Genomic DNA, 19,370 nt, shown 5'->3' on the forward strand with positions numbered 1-19,370 from the left:
ATTTAGTCTTCTAAATAAAGCATGATGGTCTGGATCTCAAAAGGCTGAAAATGGATTGTGATGCTTCGGGCATCCAGCGGCTCGACCGACAGTTCAGCGACGGTTTCTTCCAAAAGATTCGTTAAAACCGCTTTTTTGATTCTTTTCTGGCAGCGCATTTGACAGGCGGTGGTTTGATTGTGATATTCATACAACCGCACGATCAGTGCCTCTTCATCTTCGGCTTTTTTCACCGTATCCAGTAAGACATTCTTTTGGTCGACTGCTAGAAAAGCATCCCCTGATAGTTGTGACACCCTTGGAACCGTCAGAACGGGAACATTTAATGCCAATGCTTCTTCCATCGTTTGCGCTTCTTGCCAAGTTCCTTCGTGGGCGTACAAGGAATAGGTAAACTCATGAAGGCCTTGATCCGCTTCAGGATACGGATCGATCGGCGATTTAATCAAAGAAAGCCCGATTTTTTGATAATCCGTATTGAACCCATATTTCGAATCCGTCAAAATACTAACCCCATAATTCCCTTCTGAGAGATCTACCCATTTTTGTCCACAGCTCTCAAAACGTGCTTGGTCCCATGTCGTGTTTTGATGCACAGGCCGTTTTACCTGCCCGAATTGAATATCAAACGTTGCTTCCAATGTGTTAACATCAATCGGCATCAATGCCTTTAACAGCAGTTGATGCTGGTGCCAATCAACCGCTGTTTCAAAATCGATTCTTCCCGTGCCATGGTAAAAATGCAGCCATTGCGTAATAAAAGAATCTTCAAACTGACGTTTGATCTTCAAGGTATCGCGAATCTCCCCTTGCTCAACAACCTCAGCTGAGAGAACTTGCTTCACAGGATAAGGCTTCTTCTGGTAATAAATATCAATGTCCCACGCATCATAATCCATTGGCAGATCTTCGTAAGCCACTAACTGATTCAACCGCTCTCCTTTTGGCACGATCTCTCGCTGCTGCCGTTTGTCAAATAAAGAGATGATGTCAAAGTGTTCGTCAAAAATCACTTTAAAATCAACCGTTTCAAACGATTCCTCCAGCCGCATTGCCACTTGCTTTGATTGAGGCACAGCTGAGACAGGGGTCAGTGTTTTGCAGCTCAATCCAGCCATGGCGGGAATTTTGACTAAGAGCCGGTCATCATGGGTCCGCTGAGTCAGGTAAGCTTCTTTGATCCCTGTCTGATCGTCTAAATAGACCAGACCCGTCCGCTCTTGTCCCAGCGGATTAAAGACATGCCATGACGTAGCTTCGGCTGCTTGCATTGCTGGAATCAAAGCTTCGATCAGCTTGCAGCCTTTATCAAAGAGCTGTTGATACTCTTGATCCGTCTGATCATAAACTTCTTTGATCGAGCTTCCCGGCAGAATATCGTGGAATTGATTAAATAGCAGCTGTTTCCAAAGTTGTTCTAATTCAGCTTGCGGATAACGATTGATTGCACAAATACTATAAAGTTTTTCAATCGTCTGTAAGAAAAATTCTCCTTGGCGATTGGCCTTCTTGTTTTTGCCAATCGAAGTCAGTGTTCCACGATGGTATTCAAAGTACAATTCGCCGTACCAGACTGGGCCAGATTTTTCCTTAAAAGAATCTGCCAGTCGATCAAAAAAGCCCCCCACATGATTGCCAGTAATCGTCGGCATATCCGGCAATGTCTTTTGCAGCCGTTTCTGGACTTCTAGCATCTCTTTCGTCGGGCCTCCGCCACCGTCACCGTACCCATAGGCAATCAAAATTTCGTCGTGCTGATCTTTTTGCTGATAACGTTCAAAACTGCCTTTGATCGTGTAAGGATCTAGCAATCCATTATACGTCGTATAATAATCTCTTGGACTGTATCCTTCACTGATGGTGGTAATAAAATGCGTCAAAACGCGGCTGCCATCAATTCCTTGCCAATAGAAGGAATCATAAGGAATTTGATTGAACTGGTTCCATGACAGCTTCGTCGTCATAAAGTAGGGCGTATTTGTTTTGCGTAAAATTTGCGGCAAGGCGGCTGAATAACCAAAGACATCCGGTAGCCATAAGATGCGGCTATCGACTTGAAATTCCTCTTTCATAAACCGTTTGCCATAAAGGATCTGACGAACCAGCGATTCCCCTGAAGTCAAATTGCAATCGGCTTCCACCCACATCGCCCCGTCAACTTCCCATCTTCCTTCTCGAATTTTTGCTTTCATTGCTGCGTACAGTTCAGGATAGTGGGTTTTCATGGAATAGTATAGTTGTGGTTGGCTTTGAAAAAACGTATAATCTGGATACTCCTCCATCAATTTCAGGACCGTTTGGAAACTGCGCTCGCCTTTTTCAATAGCTTGCTGTGCCGTCCAAAGCCACGCCAGGTCGATATGGGTATGACCGACAGCTGTCACTTTTTGTTTTGGTGTATGCGCTGGTAAGTAACATGACGCAAGCAGCTGCTTTGCTTTTGCGAGACTTTCATAGAATGCCGCTGAGTAGGGCGTACGAAAATCCAAGATATTGGCGACTTGACCAAGGACTTGTTGATAAAATGCTTCGTCACCGCCAAACGCACGAATGGCACGCCAACTATCAAACAGGGCATAACAATCAAACCAGAGTTCATTGACGACAGGATCCAATGCCAATAAGTTGATATGCAGTGGGAATGGTTTATCGGAACGGCCCGAGAACAGATCAATCTTCAGTTTGACTGCTTTTTGTTGATATCCTTCAGCCAAAGTGACCTCTCGATGGTTGACATCGATAGCTTGGACATAGGTATCGTCCAAATAAATTTTGATTTGGGGATTGGTGGTGTTGTCCCACTCTGAGAGACTTGAATAGACTTGTAAGACACAAGGATTCCCTACCCAGTCAGCGGGAACTTGAAAGCTGCCTTTCAACTGATAATAGGTGTTTTTTTCTCCGAAATAACTCCCTTGTTCATACGGTACCCAATCCTCTTGCTTTAAAAAAAGCAGGTCTATTGGCTGTTGATAGCGTACACGGTACTGTTTTAATTTGTAGAAAATTTTTCGGATGCGTTCAAACTCGTAAGGCTGCATAACTCTCATTTTTCTTTTGACTCCTCTATCTATTTTTTGAAAAAAAACGGGTGGAGATTGATTGTCTCGACCCGTTTCCCTTATCGTATGATATTAGTTTGCTTTCCAGCGGTCATAGGCCGTTTGATAGACTTCGACATATTCGTCAATGCCCATTGCTTCGATCGTTTTCACATAATCGTCCCAATTGTCTAATGGCTCGACACCTGTGATAAACTTCGCTTCCATTTGTTCTACATAAGTTGTCAAATCAGTGGCAGTGGCTGCTACTTTGTCATTTTCTTCAATCGTTAAATACAGTAGCGGGAATGGTACTTCAGCGATGTCTTCCATCTTTTCTGCCGTTTCTTGTGCAACCCAATCACTAAAACGAGTATCTGGTTCTTCATCAGCCGTTTTGCGGATATGGTATTCACCTGTTGTATCAATGACAATGTTTGGTGTAGTCAATCCATACGCCGGCGTGATTTTGCCGCGTTCGTCTTCCGTGTTGTCTGTATCAATGCCATCCACATAAACCCGGACTTTTTCGCCATCCGCATTTTCTTGGTACTCCCAAAGAACACCTTCTGGCCCTTGTTCAATATATTTTGTGCCTTCTTCCGAATAGAAGTAATCCACCCAACGCATGGAAGCTTCTGGGGAAGGATTGACATTGGTCAATGCAAAAGTTCCCCGAGAGATTCGTGGACTGCCAGGAATCTTGGCTTCTGGTGCCCATTCAGAGGTCAACGGTTGGAACATCGGATCGTTCATCGCCTCTGCCTCACTGCGACCAGTAGTAAAGAAGCTGAAATAGTCGGCAAAAAGCCCTAGTTGATTGTTTTCACCCTTCGCTTTTTTCTGCTCATCGGACTGTCCATAAACTTCTTTATCCAGTAATCCTTCATCGTACAGTGTATTCATGTATTCCAAGAATGCTTTGTAGTTTTCTGATGTCGGTGTGTAGGAGACCACATCATCGTCCACTTGAATCCCGCGAGTCCGTAAGCCAAAGGCGGCCATCAACCAAACACGTGTCGAGTTCATATCGACATCCGTCAATGGAATCTCGTCTGCTTGACCATTTCCGTTAGGATCTTCGTCTTTGAAACGCGTCAACAATTCTTGCAGTTCCTCTGTGGTTTTCGGCAGTTCTGATACACCTAAATTATCTAGCCACGTGCCGTTGTACCACATCGGGCCTTGCCACCAGATTGAAGTCGCATTCCGAGAGATCATTGGTAAGGAGTAAATGTGCCCATCTGGCGTGGTGATCGATTTCAAGATTGAGGGATCTTCTTGCGTCAGTGCATAAAGATTTGGCATGATTTCTGGCGTGATATACTCCTCTAAGGGAAGTAAAATCCCTTGTGAACCGTAATCGATCTCCATCGAAGCCGTCAGTGCTTGCGAACCAGCACCGTAAACGATATCCGGCAAGTCGCCGGAAGCAAAGGCTAAGTTCAGTTTCGTACTAAAGTCAGCCGATGGCGGTGTCGTATAAGTCAGTTTGATACCGGTTTTTTCTTGGTAATCCTGTAGCGTCGGCATGTCTTCCCACTCGGCCATTCCCACACCTGGTGCCATGATATTCAAGGTCAGCTCTTCGCCTTCTTTGATGATTGGAAATTGGCTGTCATGATTGATAGCAACCTCTTTCTTTTCTCCAGTTCCCTCATCTGATGAATTGCCGCAGGCACCCAAGACGAGGGTACTGCATAAAGCGACACCCGCCATTCGTAAAAGTTTCTTTTTTAATCCCATTTTCTTCCTCCTTTGATTTTTTTATCCTTTAATTGAACCGACCATCATGCCCTTGACAAAATACTTTTGTAAGAACGGATAGACGATGATTACCGGTAACGAAGAAACGATCATGACACCGTACTTGATGACTTGAGCGAGTTGCTGTTTGCTATATAGCATGTTCGCCATTTCTGAAGTCACATTGCTGACGGTATTTGAAGACATATCTTGAAGAATCAAAATTTCTCTTAAAATCATCTGCAGCGGGTACATCGATCGATCAGAAAGATAGATCAATGCGTTAAAGAAGCTGTTCCAATGTCCGACGCCATAGAACAAAGCCATTACCGCAATGATCGGCGTTGATAATGGTAAAACGATCTGCATGAATAGACGAAAATCGGAACAACCATCCACAATCGCTGCTTCTTCCATCTCTCGCGGAATTGTGGATTGAAAAAACGTTCGTGTGACAACCACATTGTAAACCGAGACGGCCCCTGGAATCACCAGTGCCCAAACGGTATTCAGCATACCTAAGCTGCGAATCAGCAAATAGCTGGGAATCAAGCCACCAGACAGGAACATGGTAACCAGCATAAAATTGGTGAAGGCCCGTCGCCCATAAAAATCTTCTCGCGATAACGCATAGGCACAAGGCAAGGTTACCAAGAGATTGATCGATGTTCCTAACACTGTATAGTAGATCGTGTTCAAATAGCCACGCCAGATACTGCTGTTGCCCAATAATGTTCGATAGCCTTCGAAGGTGATTCCTTTTGGTAAAAGCCACATTTCACCTGAGTTTACCAGATGCGGATTTGAGATCGAAGCGCTGACGATATAGATCAGCGGATATAAAACGATCAGCAATGAAATTGCTAAAAACACATAAACAAAAATCAAAAAGATTTTATCAGCACGGGTATCTTTTATTAAAGAAGATGTTTTCACTTTTGGTCCTCCCTCCTACAATAGACTAGAATTGCTTAAACGTTTGGCAATATGATTGACTACGATCAACAATACGGAATTGATCAATGAGTTAAATAGGCCGACTGCCGCAGCAAAACTGTACTGCGCATCTAACAGCCCTTGCTGGTAAACAAAGGTCGCAATCACATTCGAGGATTGCATATTCAAAGGATTCTGCATCAAGATGATTTTTTCAAACCCAACTGACATCAAGCTGCCGAAGCTCATGATCAATAAGATCACCATCGTGGGCATGATCGTTGGAATATTGATATACCAAACGCGTTGCAGACGAGAAGCGCCATCGATCGTTGCCGCTTCGTGCAGTTGCGTATCGACTCCAGATAGGGCTGCCAGATAAATCACAGACCCCCATCCCGTTCCTTGCCAAACTCCGGACAGGACATAAATCGTTTTAAACCAACGAGGATTGGTCATAAAGCTGATCCGCTCGAAACCCAAAAATTCTAATAGGTGATTGATGATCCCTGTTGAGGGAGATAAGAAAGCAATGACCATACCAACCATGACCACCACAGCAATAAAGTTTGGGGCATAGGTGACTGTTTGGGTAATCTTTTTAAACGGGCCGTCTTTGATCTCATTCAAAGCCAATGCCAGGATGATCGGCAGCGGAAAACCGACAACCAATGAATAGATACTGATTCCTAAAGTATTTTTGATGAGTTCCCAAAAATAATAGGAATCGAAGAAACGTTGAAAATGTTTAAATCCAACCCAAGGACTTCCCAAAATCCCTAATGAAGGCATATAATCCTTGAATGCAATAATGATTCCATACATCGGTCCATAAGAGAAAATCAAAATAATCAAAAATGCTGGCAACACAAACAAGTACAATTGCCGATTTTTCTTGATCTTCATTTTTATATCTTGTTTCTTTGTTTTAGGTACTGAAACGGTTTGTCTGATTGGCGCTGTTTCCATTCTTCCTCCTCCTTGCTTGGTGTTAGCCTTATCATGAATTGTATTCGCTTTCAAATCAATGTGTATTTTTTTCCCTATGTGTCGAAACGCGAATCCCAACTGCCCCAACGTTCGGCTGACTGATATCCGACCATAAGAGGTACGGTTCGGTAGCGTTTTTATAGACTGGTAACGCTTTTTTAGTGGCTAGATCAATTAGCTCGTCTTCTTCAGTTGCGCCGATCTCTGTTAAAGGAATCTGTTCGCAAGCGCCTGCAGCGATACTGCGAAATGCAAAATGAGCCTTGCCCTCTTTTTGATAGGTCAAATGCCATTCATTTGGCCAAGCTATTGGTTTCGCCCGCGTTTCATAGATACCTTCACCATATAGCGCCAACCAATTGCCGATTTCTTCTAAGCGTTGGGTCTCTTCGAATGTAAATTCGCCATCAGGTGTTGGGCCGACACCTAAAATCAAATTTCCCCCTTTGCTGACTACCTCAATCAAGGTTTCCAGCAGTTCTTGGCTGCTCTTGAAGGTATCATTCGGCACATAGCCCCAATCATTCCCAATCGGGATATTGCTTTCCCAAACTTTTTTAGGAATTTCTGCTAATGCAGGAATTTTGCGTTCTGGTGTCACATAGTTTTCATGACGGCCACCCATCATTCGATCAACGATGATCAATTCCGGCTGTTTCTCACGTGCAATCTCAGCTAAACGATCCATTTGTAGGTCTTCTTTTCCTTGCCCGCACCAACCGGCATCTAGCCAAAGAAAATCGACTTTTCCGTAATTGGAAGTAATCTCTACAATCTGACGATGCACAAATGACACATAGCGCGCCCAGATTTCTGGGTGAAGGTGGGTGTCATAGCTGGCATGACGGCCTTTGACGGTATCATCATCCAACCAGTAAAAAGGAGAATACCAGTCAGCTTTAGAATAGTAGGCTCCTGTTGCAATCCCTGCTTCTTGAAACGCCGTAAACACTTCTTGTAAAATATCGCGTTTAAAGGGACTTAATTTCCCACCGATTTTAAACTCTGATTCCATAGTATTGAACATCGAAAACCCGTCATGATGCTTTGTCGTGAACAAACAGTACTTAAATCCTGCATCCTTACAGATCTTGGCCCATTTGCGGGTATCCAGCTTCTTCGGCTCAAATTGATTGATCAACTGCCAATAATCCAAACGTAGTGCTTCGATAGTTTCTCGATAGGGCTGGTTTTCTCTTGCCCATTCATCTTTTTCAGATAATTGCCATGATTCAACGATCCCCGCTTCGGCATACAGCCCATAATGGAAGATCACTCCGAATTTCAAGTCTTGAAACCATTCCAGACGCTGCTTGAGCATTTCTGTTTCTGGGACCCACGCTGCTTGCTCTCTCTCCTTGGCTTCTTCAATATCGCCGCGAATTTTTGTCATACATTTGCACTCCTTTCTTTGTTCTAAATGTAAGCGAAAAAAAGTCCATCTAACAATATGTAACTTTTTTCACTGTGTTAAACCAAGCAAGAGCGTTTGTAAAATTTGTAATGAAGAAAGCTTCCTTCCATAAAAACGTGAGGAGAAATAAAGCGGGTCAAACATATTTGCTGTGTTTTTCCTGTATGAGATGTGTGGTTTTTTTCATCCATGCCCACTATCCATGGATCAATGGTACGATAAGGGCAACAATTAAAGCGGATACAATATGGTTATCCGTAAGAAAGTGAGGATCTTATGAAACAATCCAATGGTCTTTATCATGTTTCCTATCAAGTCGGTGAATGGCTCCTCCATTGCCTAAAATTGCAGTTTCTTTGGTTCTATTGGGTTTTGCGATACGGGATATTTTTAGGGATTTTTCCTGCCACCGCTACGATCATTCAAGCTTTTTTCGACAGTTTCCAAAAAAAGGGACGACCAGCGGCTTTGAAGTCTTGGTTCAGAACTGTCGTGAAAAAAAATTTCCGTCGCGCCAATCAACTAGGAGCCATGCAAGTGGGTTTGCTGCTTTTCTTATGGCTAGAATTGCGCATCTCTAGTACCTTTATCCAAAATAGCTTGATTCACTTTTTTTTGCTGCTGTTGTTTATCAGTGCCCTTTTGTTCAGCTTGTATCTGCTGCCAGTGTATTTGCGTTATGACTTGCCCCTTCTTCACTATTTTAAGCAAGCAGTAATACTGATGGTTATCAGTGTTCCCCAAACGATTGCGATGATTTTGGGAATCTTAGTAACTACAATCATTTTGACTTTTTTACCGATTTTATTAGTCATCGGCTTTGTTCCTTTTTTCCTTTTTCCCAATAGTTGGTTCTCTTTTCAAGCGATCCAACGTTCAGAATCATTGCTGATAAAAGAAACTTAAGAAGGGACGTTCGTAATGAAAGACATTTTTATCCAAAGTAATGAAAATCTTGATGATTTTTTTAGTCGCATACTACCGGAACTCGCGTTGCGAGAATCACCGCAAGGGCATCCATTACAGCTGATTCAACGGCCCGGTTCTCTGAAAATTTGCCACGGTCCGCTAGAAACAATCATTTACTATCAAGAAAAAGCCCATTTGTTTCGGGCGTTGACCTTGTGGTTGCATGAGGACCGCCCTGTCTATATCCTGGAGGAACACCCTCATTTTGAAGCAATTGGACCAATGATCGATTTGTCCCGCAATGCAGTAATGACCGTTGAAAAACTGCAACGCGTTATTCTATTGACAAGCAAGATGGGGCTTAATCACCTCATGCTTTATATGGAAGACACTTATGAAATTCCAGAGTATCCTTATTTTGGTCATTTACGAGGCCGTTATACACAAGTTGAGTTAAAGAAGCTTGATAGCTATGCGCAATCTATAGGTGTAACTTTGATTCCGGCGATTCAAACATTGGCACACTTAACGAATCCCTTAAAATGGGGATTTGCTAAAAACATTCGGGACACGGAAGATATTTTACTGGTGGGAGAAGAAGAAACGTATACCTTTTTGGAAGCAGCGATCCGTTCGATCCGTTCGTGTTTTACGACGGATCAGCTACACATTGGCATGGATGAAGCTCACCAATTGGGGAAAGGAAAATATTTGGTATTGCACGGTTTAAAAGACCGTTTCTCGATTATGGCCGAACATCTGCAGCGGGTAGCTGTGCTTTGTCAAAACGTGGGTTTTAAGCCGATGATGTGGAGCGATATGTTTTTTAGGATCGGTGCACCTACTGGTGATTATTACGATCCAGACGTGTGTTTTCCAACAGAATTGTTTACTGACCTTCCTGCTGTCAAAATGGTTTACTGGGATTATTACCACCATGATCATGCCTCTTATCAGCGAATGTTTGCGAAACATCGGGAATTAAAACAGCCGATCGTCTTTGCTGGAGGTATCTGGACTTGGAACGGTTTGGCGCCGAACTATGGCAAAAGTTTCGCCACCATGCGTCATGCCTTGCAAGCCGCCAAAGAAAACGATGTCCAAGAAGTCTATGCCACACTTTGGGGCGACGACGGAGCTGAAACACCGTTGATTGCTGCGCTACTAGGTTTACAATATTTCAGTGAAGCGCAGTTTGGAAACGACCTTTCGTTAGAGAAATTAAATGAAAAATTCCAGCTCTTTCACGAGTCAGTTAGTAGCGATTTCTTGCTGCTTGATCGTTTTGATCAAACTGCAGGTGTACCAGAAAACAATCCTCACGGAGAAAACCCCAGCAAGCTACTGCTCTACCAAGACTTGCTGTATGGTTTGTATCAGGAAAACTTAACCGATCTTTCTTTAGCATCCCACTATCAAACATTGGCTCAAGAGTTGGCAGCTGTGAAATCAACACGGGACACACAAACGATGTTTGCCTTTTATCAGCAGCTGGCTGATGTTTTGGCACAAAAAGCTTGTATTACCGACCAAATCACCAGTGCCTATAAAAGCAAGGACTTCACGGAATTGCGCCAAGCAGTCGATGAGCTCAGTGTCTATAAATCCGCCTTGCAATCCCTTTATGAAGCCCATCGTAAAGTCTGGTTTGACTGGAATCGACCTTTCGGTTTTGAGAGTATCGATCTGCGCTACGGCGCCTTGCTGATGCGCTGCGACACGACACTCTGGCGGCTTACTGCCTTCTTGGACGGGGAGCTCGATACTTTGGAAGAATTGACTCAACCGTCCTTACCAATGGTGACCCCTTTCAGCGGCAACACTTCTGTGGGTCGCAATTTATTTCATGGAATCTATAGTGCGGGGAAAATTTCTGATGTTTAAAAGAAGGAGTGAGAAATTATGAAAACATCCTTGCTGCGCCGAACCATCATCGTGAGTTTGCTGGCTGTTGTTAGCCTATTCTTTCTCTATTTTCTAACAACCGATTCTTCTGCTCCAGTTCATGCCCAACCTTCAGAAAAACTGGAGATGACAGGTAATATTACAAATCAAGCAGCGGCGGAGGCTTGTTTGGCAGTGCTGAAAGAAAATTTACAAGCAGCCTCTGACCAAGATGCGACAGCTTATGCCGCCACGCTCGTGGCAGCGGCGCGAGCAGAGACGAGCCAAGAATTGGCTGCTTTTTTTGCAGAAGAACAGCTGCAGCACACGCTGCTTTCTTTTGAAGTCGTTAAACAAGAGACAGGATCCATGCTGGTCGCGGCGCAGCAGAAAACGATCAGCCCAAAAGATTCTTCCTACCGTGATCACATCACAGAGGCTTACCATACTTTCGTTAAGGAAGCAGATGGCTGGAAAATTCAAGAAACAGTCATGACGAATACAGAATTTCTTTAAGTGAGTGAAAAAGGAGTGATTTTTAATGAGAACGTATAAGAATTGGCCTGCCAACTACCCTGATCCAAACTGGTTCCTCCATGATCGGTTTGGCTTATTCATCCATTTCGGCCTATTCAGTATTGGCGCTCGACACGAATGGTTTATGACGACAGAAAAAATTGAACCCACCACCTATCGCGAGAACTATTTTTCTCAGTTTGATCCTGATCTTTTCAACGCGGAGGAATGGGCTCAAACCGCAAAGAAGGCCGGTTTTCAATACATGGTCTTCACGACGAAACATCATGAAGGCTTTGCCCTTTGGGACACCGCGCTCAGCGACTACAAAGTAACCAACACCCCATTCAAGCGAGACCTCTTAGCAGAACTGCTGCCGGCATTTCGCAAGGTAGGCATTAAGGTCGGACTGTATCATTCGCTGATCGATTGGTATCATCCAGATTTCACGCTCGACGGCCTGCATCCGCAACGAGAGACTATTCAAGCCCGTCAAGCCAATGACCAGCGGGACATGCGCCGTTATCAAGATTTTTTGGCTGGTCAAGTCACCGAACTATTGACCAATTATGGAACCATCGATTATATGTGGTTTGATTTTCCTTATAGCCATCGAGATTGGGGCTGGTCAAAAGGCAAGGGTGCAGCCGATTGGGATAGTAAGCGGATCGAAGAAATTTGCCGAAGTCTACAGCCGGAGATGTTACTGAATGATCGTTTGGATTTGGGCCGAGGGATTACCACCCCTGAGCAATTCCAACCAGACAAACCATTAGAAGCGAATGGATTGCCTTTAATATGGGAAGCGTGCCAAACGATGTACGAAACGTGGGGATATGATCGTGATGCTCAGCACTGGAAATCCAGTGAAATGATGACCAAAATGCTGATTGACACAGTAGCAAAAGATGGGAACTTTCTCTTAAATATCGGCCCGAATGCTCGTGGAGAAATCAACTTACCAACTCGCGGCCATTTAGAAGCCATCGGTTCATGGATGCATTATCATCAGCAAGCGATTATCGGCTGTGGTACCAGCACTTTTCAACCGCCTATTGACAGTCGTTACACCCAAAACGGGAATAAACTTTACTTGCACCTCTTCTCCTACCCCTACAAATCCTTGCATCTTCCGGGACTTGCAGGATGCGTGAAGCATATCCGTTTCTTACATGATGGCTCCGAGTTGTTTTATCGAGGATTTGATCCCGAGGAAGTTCTCACGTCAACGGAAGCCATCATCAACAAAGAGGACCTTGTTCTCAGCTTACCCGTCTGCTCCCCAGATGTGTTGGTACCAGTGGTCGAAATCACTTTAAAAGAAATATAAGCGCCTATTGCACTGTACTAAATGAATATTTTATTGATACAAAAACATTGTCCTTACTTTCTTTACAAAAAAATGACTAGAAACTGATCGTTTCTAGTCATTTTTTATGGCTATTTTTTCAAAAACTCCCCAAATTCGCTTATACGAAAGTAGCGAGCTAGCTTGTTGAACAGGTGATGAGAACATGCAAACAAGCTGCGGGATTAATCCTTTTTTAAAGGTACTTACCACGGGAGGGTCAAAGTTCCTTAGACAAATAAAGAACAAGATCGTCATTGTTACAACAAGGCACATTCATCGCACAATTCTGATTATTGAACCAAACACCAGATCCATCTGGAATATAGCCTTGTTTTACATACAGTCTCTGGGCCGATCCATAACCATTGTGTAAACCTACCCCTAATGTCACCACGGCAGCTATTTCTCGTGCCTTTTCTTCGGCTGCTTTTAAAAGCTGACTGCCTACCCCTTGTTTTTGATAAGATTCAAAAACATTAAAATCCACAATTTCTGGGTACAAGCCTTTAAATGGTCCGTGCTTTGCTAGAGGGACCAATGTCAAATACCCGGCAGTTTTGTTGTTTATTTTGGCAAGCAAAATGTATCTCTCCCCCGCTTCTTGCTCGTTTAAATACTCCATCAAGAGCTGCTGGCGAGAAGGCCACCCTTGCTTTAAAAACATTTGATCCATTTCAAGGATATCTTTTTTCTTCAACGGTTGAATGTCTATGATCACTTATTGCTCCATTTCTCCCCTCACTCGGAGTTACGTTCATTTTATCAAAATACTATTGGCTTTTGTTTCACTTGTCGCTAAACTTATTCATCATAAAGAAAACAACAGGGATTGTCAGCGATGTGCCCTTTCACCCAATTCCTCTAACAATCAGCTAAATGTCGCTTCCCACCCATCATAAAGCTTTCGAAATGTCTCTTTTGGTCGATTTGGCTCATTATAAACTTTTTGGCTAATGGCCGTTTGGAGCCAAAAAATCGCTTGGATCACTTCACGACTAGTCTGAGCCTCAGGTACATCCGCCCAGACGGATAAAGCGATCGCCTGTGTTTGGGCAAGCTGTTCCTGTGCAACTTGTTGTCCATTGGCAAACGTCGTCAACTGGAATTCATTGCTGATTTTTTCGTAAGTTGGGTAGGTATACCCTGCCGCTTCTCCTAAGACATAATAGAAAAAATTATCATTGTGATTGATCATGGTATAGCCCTTTTCAAAAAAGACATCCGCCGGCGCCATATTCTGGTTCCAACGGGTCCAATAGGAGATTTGACAATTCTCCGTCAACGTTGTCTGCTCTTGGCGATTCAAGCGGTAAAAACCATCATTCCAGACCCGCACAACAAAGCCGAGACTTTCAACAAAGGCCGCCAGCTCATTGACATAATCAATAAAGACTTCGATTCCGCTGGCTTTTTCCCCATAGCGCTCGCGGGCAGCTTCGATCATTTGTGGAAAGTTTTCTAACTGGTCAAAATCAATAAACTCATCGGCCCCGATGTGAAAATAGGTGCTGTCTTCAAACAGTTGCGCATATTCTCGATAAACTTCCTGAATAAAGGCTACGGCTTCTGAATCCAAAATGTTCAGTGCTCGATCATCACGAGTGCCAGCTGCTGTCGGCAATTGCCATTGAGGTTTTTGTGCTAGGACTTGACGCAAATGACCAGGAGAATCAAAATCAGGGATAATGGCAATTTCATGGTTTTGAGCATACGCAATCAATTCACGAATTTCTTGCTTGGTCAAACATTCTTCCGAAACAATTTCTGGAAATTGCTGGGATTCAATCCGAAAGCCTTCGTTTTCCGAAAAATGAAGTTGCAGATGAGTGAATTGGAAGCAAGCCATGCTGCGGACGATTGCTTTCAAATCAGCTAGCGAATAAAATTTGCGCCCGATATCGATCATCAGACAGCGTTCTTTAAGCGCTGCTATATAGCTTTTCTGTGCTAATTGACCCGTCGCCTGATCTCGGCCATATTTGGTTAACGCGTAAAAGGCATGTTCTGGCGAGGACACACTGATTGTTTGGTTTTCAAATCGAAAATCAGCATCCAGCTGCGGATCGATCACTATTTTCGGTAACGGATCTTTCGCCGACTGCCAACCTATTTCCTCAAAAAAGACGGCTGCTCGTTGCTGAACTTTTGTCAAATCAACTTGTTTGTTCATCTCATTTTCCCCCATACTTTCAATAATTTCTCATTTTTTGGTTCATTTCACGGTATTGCCCTGGTGTCACACCAACTATTTTTCGGAACTTTCTCGTATAATTGGAAACATCATAATACCCATTGTTGCGAATAATTTCTTTGATTGGCAAATCTGTTTCAATCAGTTCCTCTTTGATTTTTTTCAGTCTTAGTTCTTGAATATATTTGGAGAAGGTTTTGCCGCTTTCTTTTTTTACAAAACGGCTGACATAAGAGACAGAAACACCAACCTCCTCTGCCACCGATTCCAAGGAGAGCTGTGAGGAATGGTAATTTTCTTGGATAAAACTGAAGATTTTCTCATTCATTTCCGACTCGTCATCCAGCGGCTGTTTCTGCACCTTCGTGCAAATCTGCTGGGCAATCGTTAACAAGGCAGACTGCAATTGATTCAAGCTGTTGAAATCAGCACTTTCAGAAGCGGTATGCAGTACTTCTGCCCCCACCAATTCACCGCCGACTTGCGCGATCGTATTCAACAAGTAGTAGCCATACATTTTTTGGACACGAGGCGAAGTCTGTTTACTCTCGCCTTCTTCGATCAACCGCTGGATCGTTTCACTGGCAATCTCAATATTTCCTTGATTCAAGGCTTGGATCAATTTTAATTTTTGATTGTCTGGGTAATTGATTGGCAAATGATTGGTCTCTTTGGAAAGCTCCGCATAGTAGCTGATTTGCTTGCCTTGACTCCCTTGATTTTCCAGTGCTGCCAACCCTTCGATATAGGATTCATTGATGGCGGTTAGTTGATCGACCGTCATACCGACACCCATTGTGGGTGTTAGGGAGATCGCATGGGTAATTTTTTCCGCAATGGCATCCACAATTTCTTGTTGTTCTTTGCCATCAACAAACCCTACGGTCAAGGCTAACATTTCTTTGGATAAAATTTCCGTCGCATATGCCGTATAATCCGCCTCTTTGATTTCCTCGATATAATCGATCAGAAATTTTTTATCTCCTTGCTTGGCTTTGGAATCCACAGTTTTCGTATCGATGGCGATCACAAAGTAATTTGACTTAGGAAAGCAGACATGAACCGCTTCTAAAAGCAAAGCCAGTTCTTGCTCGGACCGAAAACGTCCGCTCATTAATTTGCGCAGCACTTGCTCTCTGGCATGAGGTGTTTGCAGGCGGACTTCCTGATGTAGTTCTTGGTGCTCAACCAAAAATGCCGCCAAGGTATTATGGACATCATCCATCGAATGAAGGGTCATTTTGGGGTCCCGATGAAACTCCTGAACCAGATTTTCGATTTTGCGAATTGGGCGATAACTACGTAACCCAAGCATCACGACTGCAGTGATACCCGTAAATAATATGGCGATAAATACTAGGACGAACTGCTCTTGTACACGGTTGACCGATGCCAGCGCTTGATTCGGATTAGCAACGGCTACCACTGAAATATTCAATTCATTATTGGCAATCGCTTGAACAAAATACGTTGATTGTTCAAACCGCATTCGTCCTGTTTGAATGCCTTTTTTCATGCGTTCGGGATGATTTAAAAAGCGCGCTAACTCATCATTGGTGGTACTGGCTAATAACTGGTACTCATCATTGATAATATAGGTGTTACTGATCCCATCGTTATTGCTGAGATCAAGAATTCTCTTCAAATTGTTCTCTTTGATTTCATAGATCGCTGAGCCATAGACAGTCATCTCTTCACTTTGAATGGGAACGATATAAAAGAAACGGGAATATCGCTGCTCCTCACCGGCGCCTTCTAATGTCAACAATGTAGGCGCTGAGGAATCCAATTGTGCGGCTAACTGTTCCTGGCCCATTTCATTTTTCGGCAGTACTTTTTTCAAAAATGTGTCAAAAGAGAATGATCCTACGGTTGAATACAAGGTTGCTGGGGACTCTTTATAATATAAATAGACTTCTTCGACTAAGTCGTTGGTGATTTTGTACGTTTGCATGGCCTCTCTTGCTTCTTTGGTCAAGTAAGGATGCTGCAAATATTTCAATGAGACAACATGATCATTGGTCATTTTTTGCGTCAGATAATTCAATTGAATAAACGTATTTTCTAAAGAATATTTCAACTGAATCAATTGATTTCTAGCGGTCAGCATCACTTGTTCATTGATACTTTTGACAGATGTATCATACCAAATCCATGACACGGCTAAAAAAGGCACTAAAAACACGATTAAATAAGAGCTGATGGCACGAATGATTCCCCTAAATAGTTTTTGACGATTCAGTTCCGTGTACTTTCCCATTTGCATCACCTATTCTCTGTTATTTCGAAAGCTCAAAAACGCTTTCATTTATCGGTACTTATTTAGGAGAAAAGAATGTATGATACTCTAATAAAATACGCTTTATTTTAATAAAAAACAATGCTTTTTTACAAGTCAGCTATCAGGCTTGTATTTTCTTAACCAGTTATAACAAGCGCCCAATAAATTAGATTCATTGCCGAAACGACAGGCACAAATGTTTGGCACGATAACAGTACTAGGAATCTGCTCAGCAATCATAGCTAATCGTGCGTTTACATGTGGGATCAAGAAACGGCTCGCACTGATTCCACCGCCAATCAAGATGATTTCCGGATCAATCATATATTGCAGGCTATAGCAAGCCGCCGCCAGTTTATCGACAAAATCAGCTACTACTGGCAGACATCGCGGATCTTGTTCTTGAACCAGTGTATCAATACGCTGGCCATTGATTGTTGGGTCTCCGATACGTTTTGCTGTTTTCTCTACTAATGTTCTGGTTGACCCTGCGATGCTCCAAAGTTCCCAATCCTTCCTTTCGGTCGGAAAAAGCAGATAACCAAACTCTCCTGCTAGTAAGTGTTTGCCGCGAATCAATTGATGATCGATCATCAAGCCACCGCCAACGGATGTACCTAGGACAATTGTCGCAAAGGACGCACAATTTTGAGCGTGACCCAACCATTTTTCTGCCAATAGCGCACAGTTGCCATCATTTTCGGCAGCAACTGGACATTGGTATGTACTGCGCAAATGCTTAACCAGTCTTTTACCAAATCCTTCATATAAAGGTGATGTCATCCCGATTTCTTGGCTTTGTGGATCAACCAGTCCCGTTGAGCTAATAGCGATGCCATCAAATGCTGCTGCATAGAATGCATCGATCTGTCGACATATACGTTGCGTGACTGTGAAATATTCCTTGTTCATAGGAAATTGAGTCAATTGTCTGCGTTCCCCTTGACTATTCACTAACCCACATTTAATAGCAGTACCGCCAATATCAATTGCTAAAATCCACATTTTCTTGACCTCACAAGGTTTTCTTTTGTCTTTCATTCAGTATACGCAACCAATGTTTTCAGCGACCATATGTATTTCTTGCAACAATATGTCAAATCCGTCCAAGCCATAAAAAAGCCCGCAACGAAAGATATCTTGCATTTAGAAAGAATATACATTGTACATACAGAGATAGCTTCTCTGCTTATTTTTTTAGCACTTGAAAGACCTGGTTTAACGTTCAGCTTCACAAAAATGTTCATCATGCAAAGCTAAAAAATAGAACTATTAGATACAATGTCTGAGAATTTTATAAACAAAGGAATCAGCTACTCCCGTTTTTTCTATTAAGATAAGCTATAAACAAAAAAACCGTCACGCATAAGACATCCTCTCATGCGTGATCGGCATTCTACTTACTCATTGAATTTTAGGAATAGATCAAACAATTTTAAGAACTTAGTTGCAGACTCTTGGTGTCACAACAAAAAATCTATTCGCAGTAAACTAATTTTGTTCTGTTCTTACACTCTGGTCACTTATTGCTCATTTGATTCATAAAACCTCAATAAAGCGCTTGTGCTCGTTCAATACAATTCCTGCTCCAAATAATCCACCAACGGAACCAAGTATTTTTTATCCGTCCAATCGCAATCTTGTCCATTGGCTTCCATGAGTACCTTCGTCTGTGGGTCATAGGTGTGTGGCTCTTTTTTAGCGGCCGCTTTTCTTAACATTTTCACTAAGGTTCGATCGAAAAAGTTCATTTTGCTTTCCTGCCATTGTCCTCTTCCGTAAAAAAAGGGGATGTCCTTTAGCGGACCCGTGAGATTCTGTTCTCTGAGTTTTTTCACTACCACTTTTTCAGGAACAGAAGCTCCCGCACAAAAGATGAGTATCTCTTTGCCTTTTAGCTGATTGCTATTCTTTTTTAAAAAGGACAGTCCAGCAATACCCGAAGCATAGATTCCCCCACAGAAGATAATTGTGTCATAATCCATTACTTCAGCTATTTTGGCTTTTGGGGTTTCTAGGCAGGGAAAACCTGTTGCTTCTTGAAGCCAGTGGACATACTTTTTGACAGCGCCGTATTTCGATTGATAAACAATAATGCCATTTTTCATGAG

14 protein-coding genes are annotated in these 19,370 nt (G+C 42.9%); 4 read left to right on the plus strand and 10 right to left on the minus strand.

The features are described 5' to 3' along the window. Positions 1-2: 2 nt before the first annotated feature. The 5 genes from IGJ74_RS15390 to IGJ74_RS15410 form a co-directional block, all read right to left on the minus strand. A complete protein-coding gene (locus IGJ74_RS15390; protein WP_087664585.1) occupies positions 3-3,050 on the minus strand; it encodes an alpha-mannosidase in 3,048 nt (1,015 codons plus the stop codon). An 84-nt stretch (positions 3,051-3,134) separates the two neighbouring features. Next, complete coding sequence (locus IGJ74_RS15395) at positions 3,135-4,787, minus strand: extracellular solute-binding protein (RefSeq protein WP_087664584.1); 1,653 nt, start codon at positions 4,785-4,787, stop codon at positions 3,135-3,137. A gap of 21 nt (positions 4,788-4,808) precedes the next feature. Next, positions 4,809-5,723, minus strand: a complete 915-nt coding sequence (locus IGJ74_RS15400) for a carbohydrate ABC transporter permease (protein WP_016621896.1) — start codon at positions 5,721-5,723, stop codon at positions 4,809-4,811. 15 nt (positions 5,724-5,738) lie between these two features. Continuing rightward, positions 5,739-6,692 (minus strand): ABC transporter permease, encoded by a 954-nt coding sequence (locus IGJ74_RS15405; RefSeq protein ID WP_008379472.1) that lies wholly within the window; start codon positions 6,690-6,692, stop codon positions 5,739-5,741. 55 nt (positions 6,693-6,747) lie between these two features. Continuing rightward, complete coding sequence (locus IGJ74_RS15410; protein WP_016621897.1) at positions 6,748-8,106, minus strand: alpha-L-fucosidase; 1,359 nt, start codon at positions 8,104-8,106, stop codon at positions 6,748-6,750. A 297-nt stretch (positions 8,107-8,403) separates the two neighbouring features. On the opposite strand from IGJ74_RS15410, the gene IGJ74_RS15415 reads away from it, so the two are divergent. Genes IGJ74_RS15415 through IGJ74_RS15430 form a run of 4 tightly spaced genes read left to right on the plus strand, consistent with a single transcriptional unit; the run spans position 8,404 to position 12,766 of the window. Then, entirely contained in the window at positions 8,404-9,033 is a 630-nt protein-coding gene (locus tag IGJ74_RS15415; protein WP_016621899.1) for a YesL family protein, read from the plus strand. Positions 9,034-9,048: 15 nt separating this feature from the next. After that, positions 9,049-10,920, plus strand: coding sequence for a beta-N-acetylhexosaminidase (locus IGJ74_RS15420; RefSeq protein WP_087664583.1), 1,872 nt, complete (start codon positions 9,049-9,051; stop codon positions 10,918-10,920). An 18-nt stretch (positions 10,921-10,938) separates the two neighbouring features. Next, positions 10,939-11,436, plus strand: coding sequence for a hypothetical protein (locus IGJ74_RS15425; RefSeq protein WP_008379463.1), 498 nt, complete (start codon positions 10,939-10,941; stop codon positions 11,434-11,436). A 25-nt stretch (positions 11,437-11,461) separates the two neighbouring features. Further along, positions 11,462-12,766 carry an alpha-L-fucosidase gene (locus IGJ74_RS15430; protein ID WP_087664582.1) on the plus strand — a complete coding sequence of 435 codons (1,305 nt, stop codon included), beginning with the start codon at positions 11,462-11,464 and terminating at the stop codon, positions 12,764-12,766. 238 nt (positions 12,767-13,004) lie between these two features. Here IGJ74_RS15430 and IGJ74_RS15435 read toward each other — a convergent pair whose 3' ends face one another. The 5 genes from IGJ74_RS15435 to IGJ74_RS15455 form a co-directional block, all read right to left on the minus strand. Next, complete coding sequence (locus tag IGJ74_RS15435; RefSeq protein ID WP_005233764.1) at positions 13,005-13,505, minus strand: GNAT family N-acetyltransferase; 501 nt, start codon at positions 13,503-13,505, stop codon at positions 13,005-13,007. Between the two features lie 150 nt (positions 13,506-13,655). Then, on the minus strand, positions 13,656-14,957 hold the full coding sequence (locus IGJ74_RS15440; protein WP_087664581.1) for a family 20 glycosylhydrolase: 1,302 nt from the start codon (positions 14,955-14,957) through the stop codon (positions 13,656-13,658). Positions 14,958-14,976: 19 nt separating this feature from the next. Further along, entirely contained in the window at positions 14,977-17,244 is a 2,268-nt protein-coding gene (locus IGJ74_RS15445; protein WP_008379459.1) for a helix-turn-helix domain-containing protein, read from the minus strand. A gap of 129 nt (positions 17,245-17,373) precedes the next feature. Beyond that, positions 17,374-18,300, minus strand: coding sequence for an ROK family protein (locus IGJ74_RS15450; RefSeq protein WP_087664580.1), 927 nt, complete (start codon positions 18,298-18,300; stop codon positions 17,374-17,376). Between the two features lie 530 nt (positions 18,301-18,830). Beyond that, entirely contained in the window at positions 18,831-19,367 is a 537-nt protein-coding gene (locus IGJ74_RS15455) for a flavodoxin domain-containing protein (RefSeq protein WP_008379457.1), read from the minus strand. Positions 19,368-19,370: the final 3 nt, after the last annotated feature.

The organism is Enterococcus sp. AZ009, from assembly GCF_050548785.1.
Taxonomy (GTDB): domain Bacteria; phylum Bacillota; class Bacilli; order Lactobacillales; family Enterococcaceae; genus Enterococcus_D; species Enterococcus_D entomosocium.

Bases quoted from the DNA above. Each gene is read 5' to 3' on its own strand.
- IGJ74_RS15390 (WP_087664585.1), bottom strand. From the start codon at position 3,050: ATGAGAGTTATGCAGCCTTACGAGTTTGAACGCATCCGAAAAATTTTC.
- IGJ74_RS15395 (WP_087664584.1), bottom strand. From the start codon at position 4,787: ATGGGATTAAAAAAGAAACTTTTACGAATGGCGGGTGTCGCTTTATGC.
- IGJ74_RS15405 (WP_008379472.1), bottom strand. From the start codon at position 6,692: ATGGAAACAGCGCCAATCAGACAAACCGTTTCAGTACCTAAAACAAAG.
- IGJ74_RS15410 (WP_016621897.1), bottom strand. From the start codon at position 8,106: ATGACAAAAATTCGCGGCGATATTGAAGAAGCCAAGGAGAGAGAGCAA.
- IGJ74_RS15415 (WP_016621899.1), top strand. From the start codon at position 8,404: ATGAAACAATCCAATGGTCTTTATCATGTTTCCTATCAAGTCGGTGAA.
- IGJ74_RS15420 (WP_087664583.1), top strand. From the start codon at position 9,049: ATGAAAGACATTTTTATCCAAAGTAATGAAAATCTTGATGATTTTTTT.
- IGJ74_RS15425 (WP_008379463.1), top strand. From the start codon at position 10,939: ATGAAAACATCCTTGCTGCGCCGAACCATCATCGTGAGTTTGCTGGCT.
- IGJ74_RS15430 (WP_087664582.1), top strand. From the start codon at position 11,462: ATGAGAACGTATAAGAATTGGCCTGCCAACTACCCTGATCCAAACTGG.
- IGJ74_RS15440 (WP_087664581.1), bottom strand. From the start codon at position 14,957: ATGAACAAACAAGTTGATTTGACAAAAGTTCAGCAACGAGCAGCCGTC.
- IGJ74_RS15445 (WP_008379459.1), bottom strand. From the start codon at position 17,244: ATGCAAATGGGAAAGTACACGGAACTGAATCGTCAAAAACTATTTAGG.
- IGJ74_RS15450 (WP_087664580.1), bottom strand. From the start codon at position 18,300: ATGAAAGACAAAAGAAAACCTTGTGAGGTCAAGAAAATGTGGATTTTA.
- IGJ74_RS15455 (WP_008379457.1), bottom strand. From the start codon at position 19,367: ATGAAAAATGGCATTATTGTTTATCAATCGAAATACGGCGCTGTCAAA.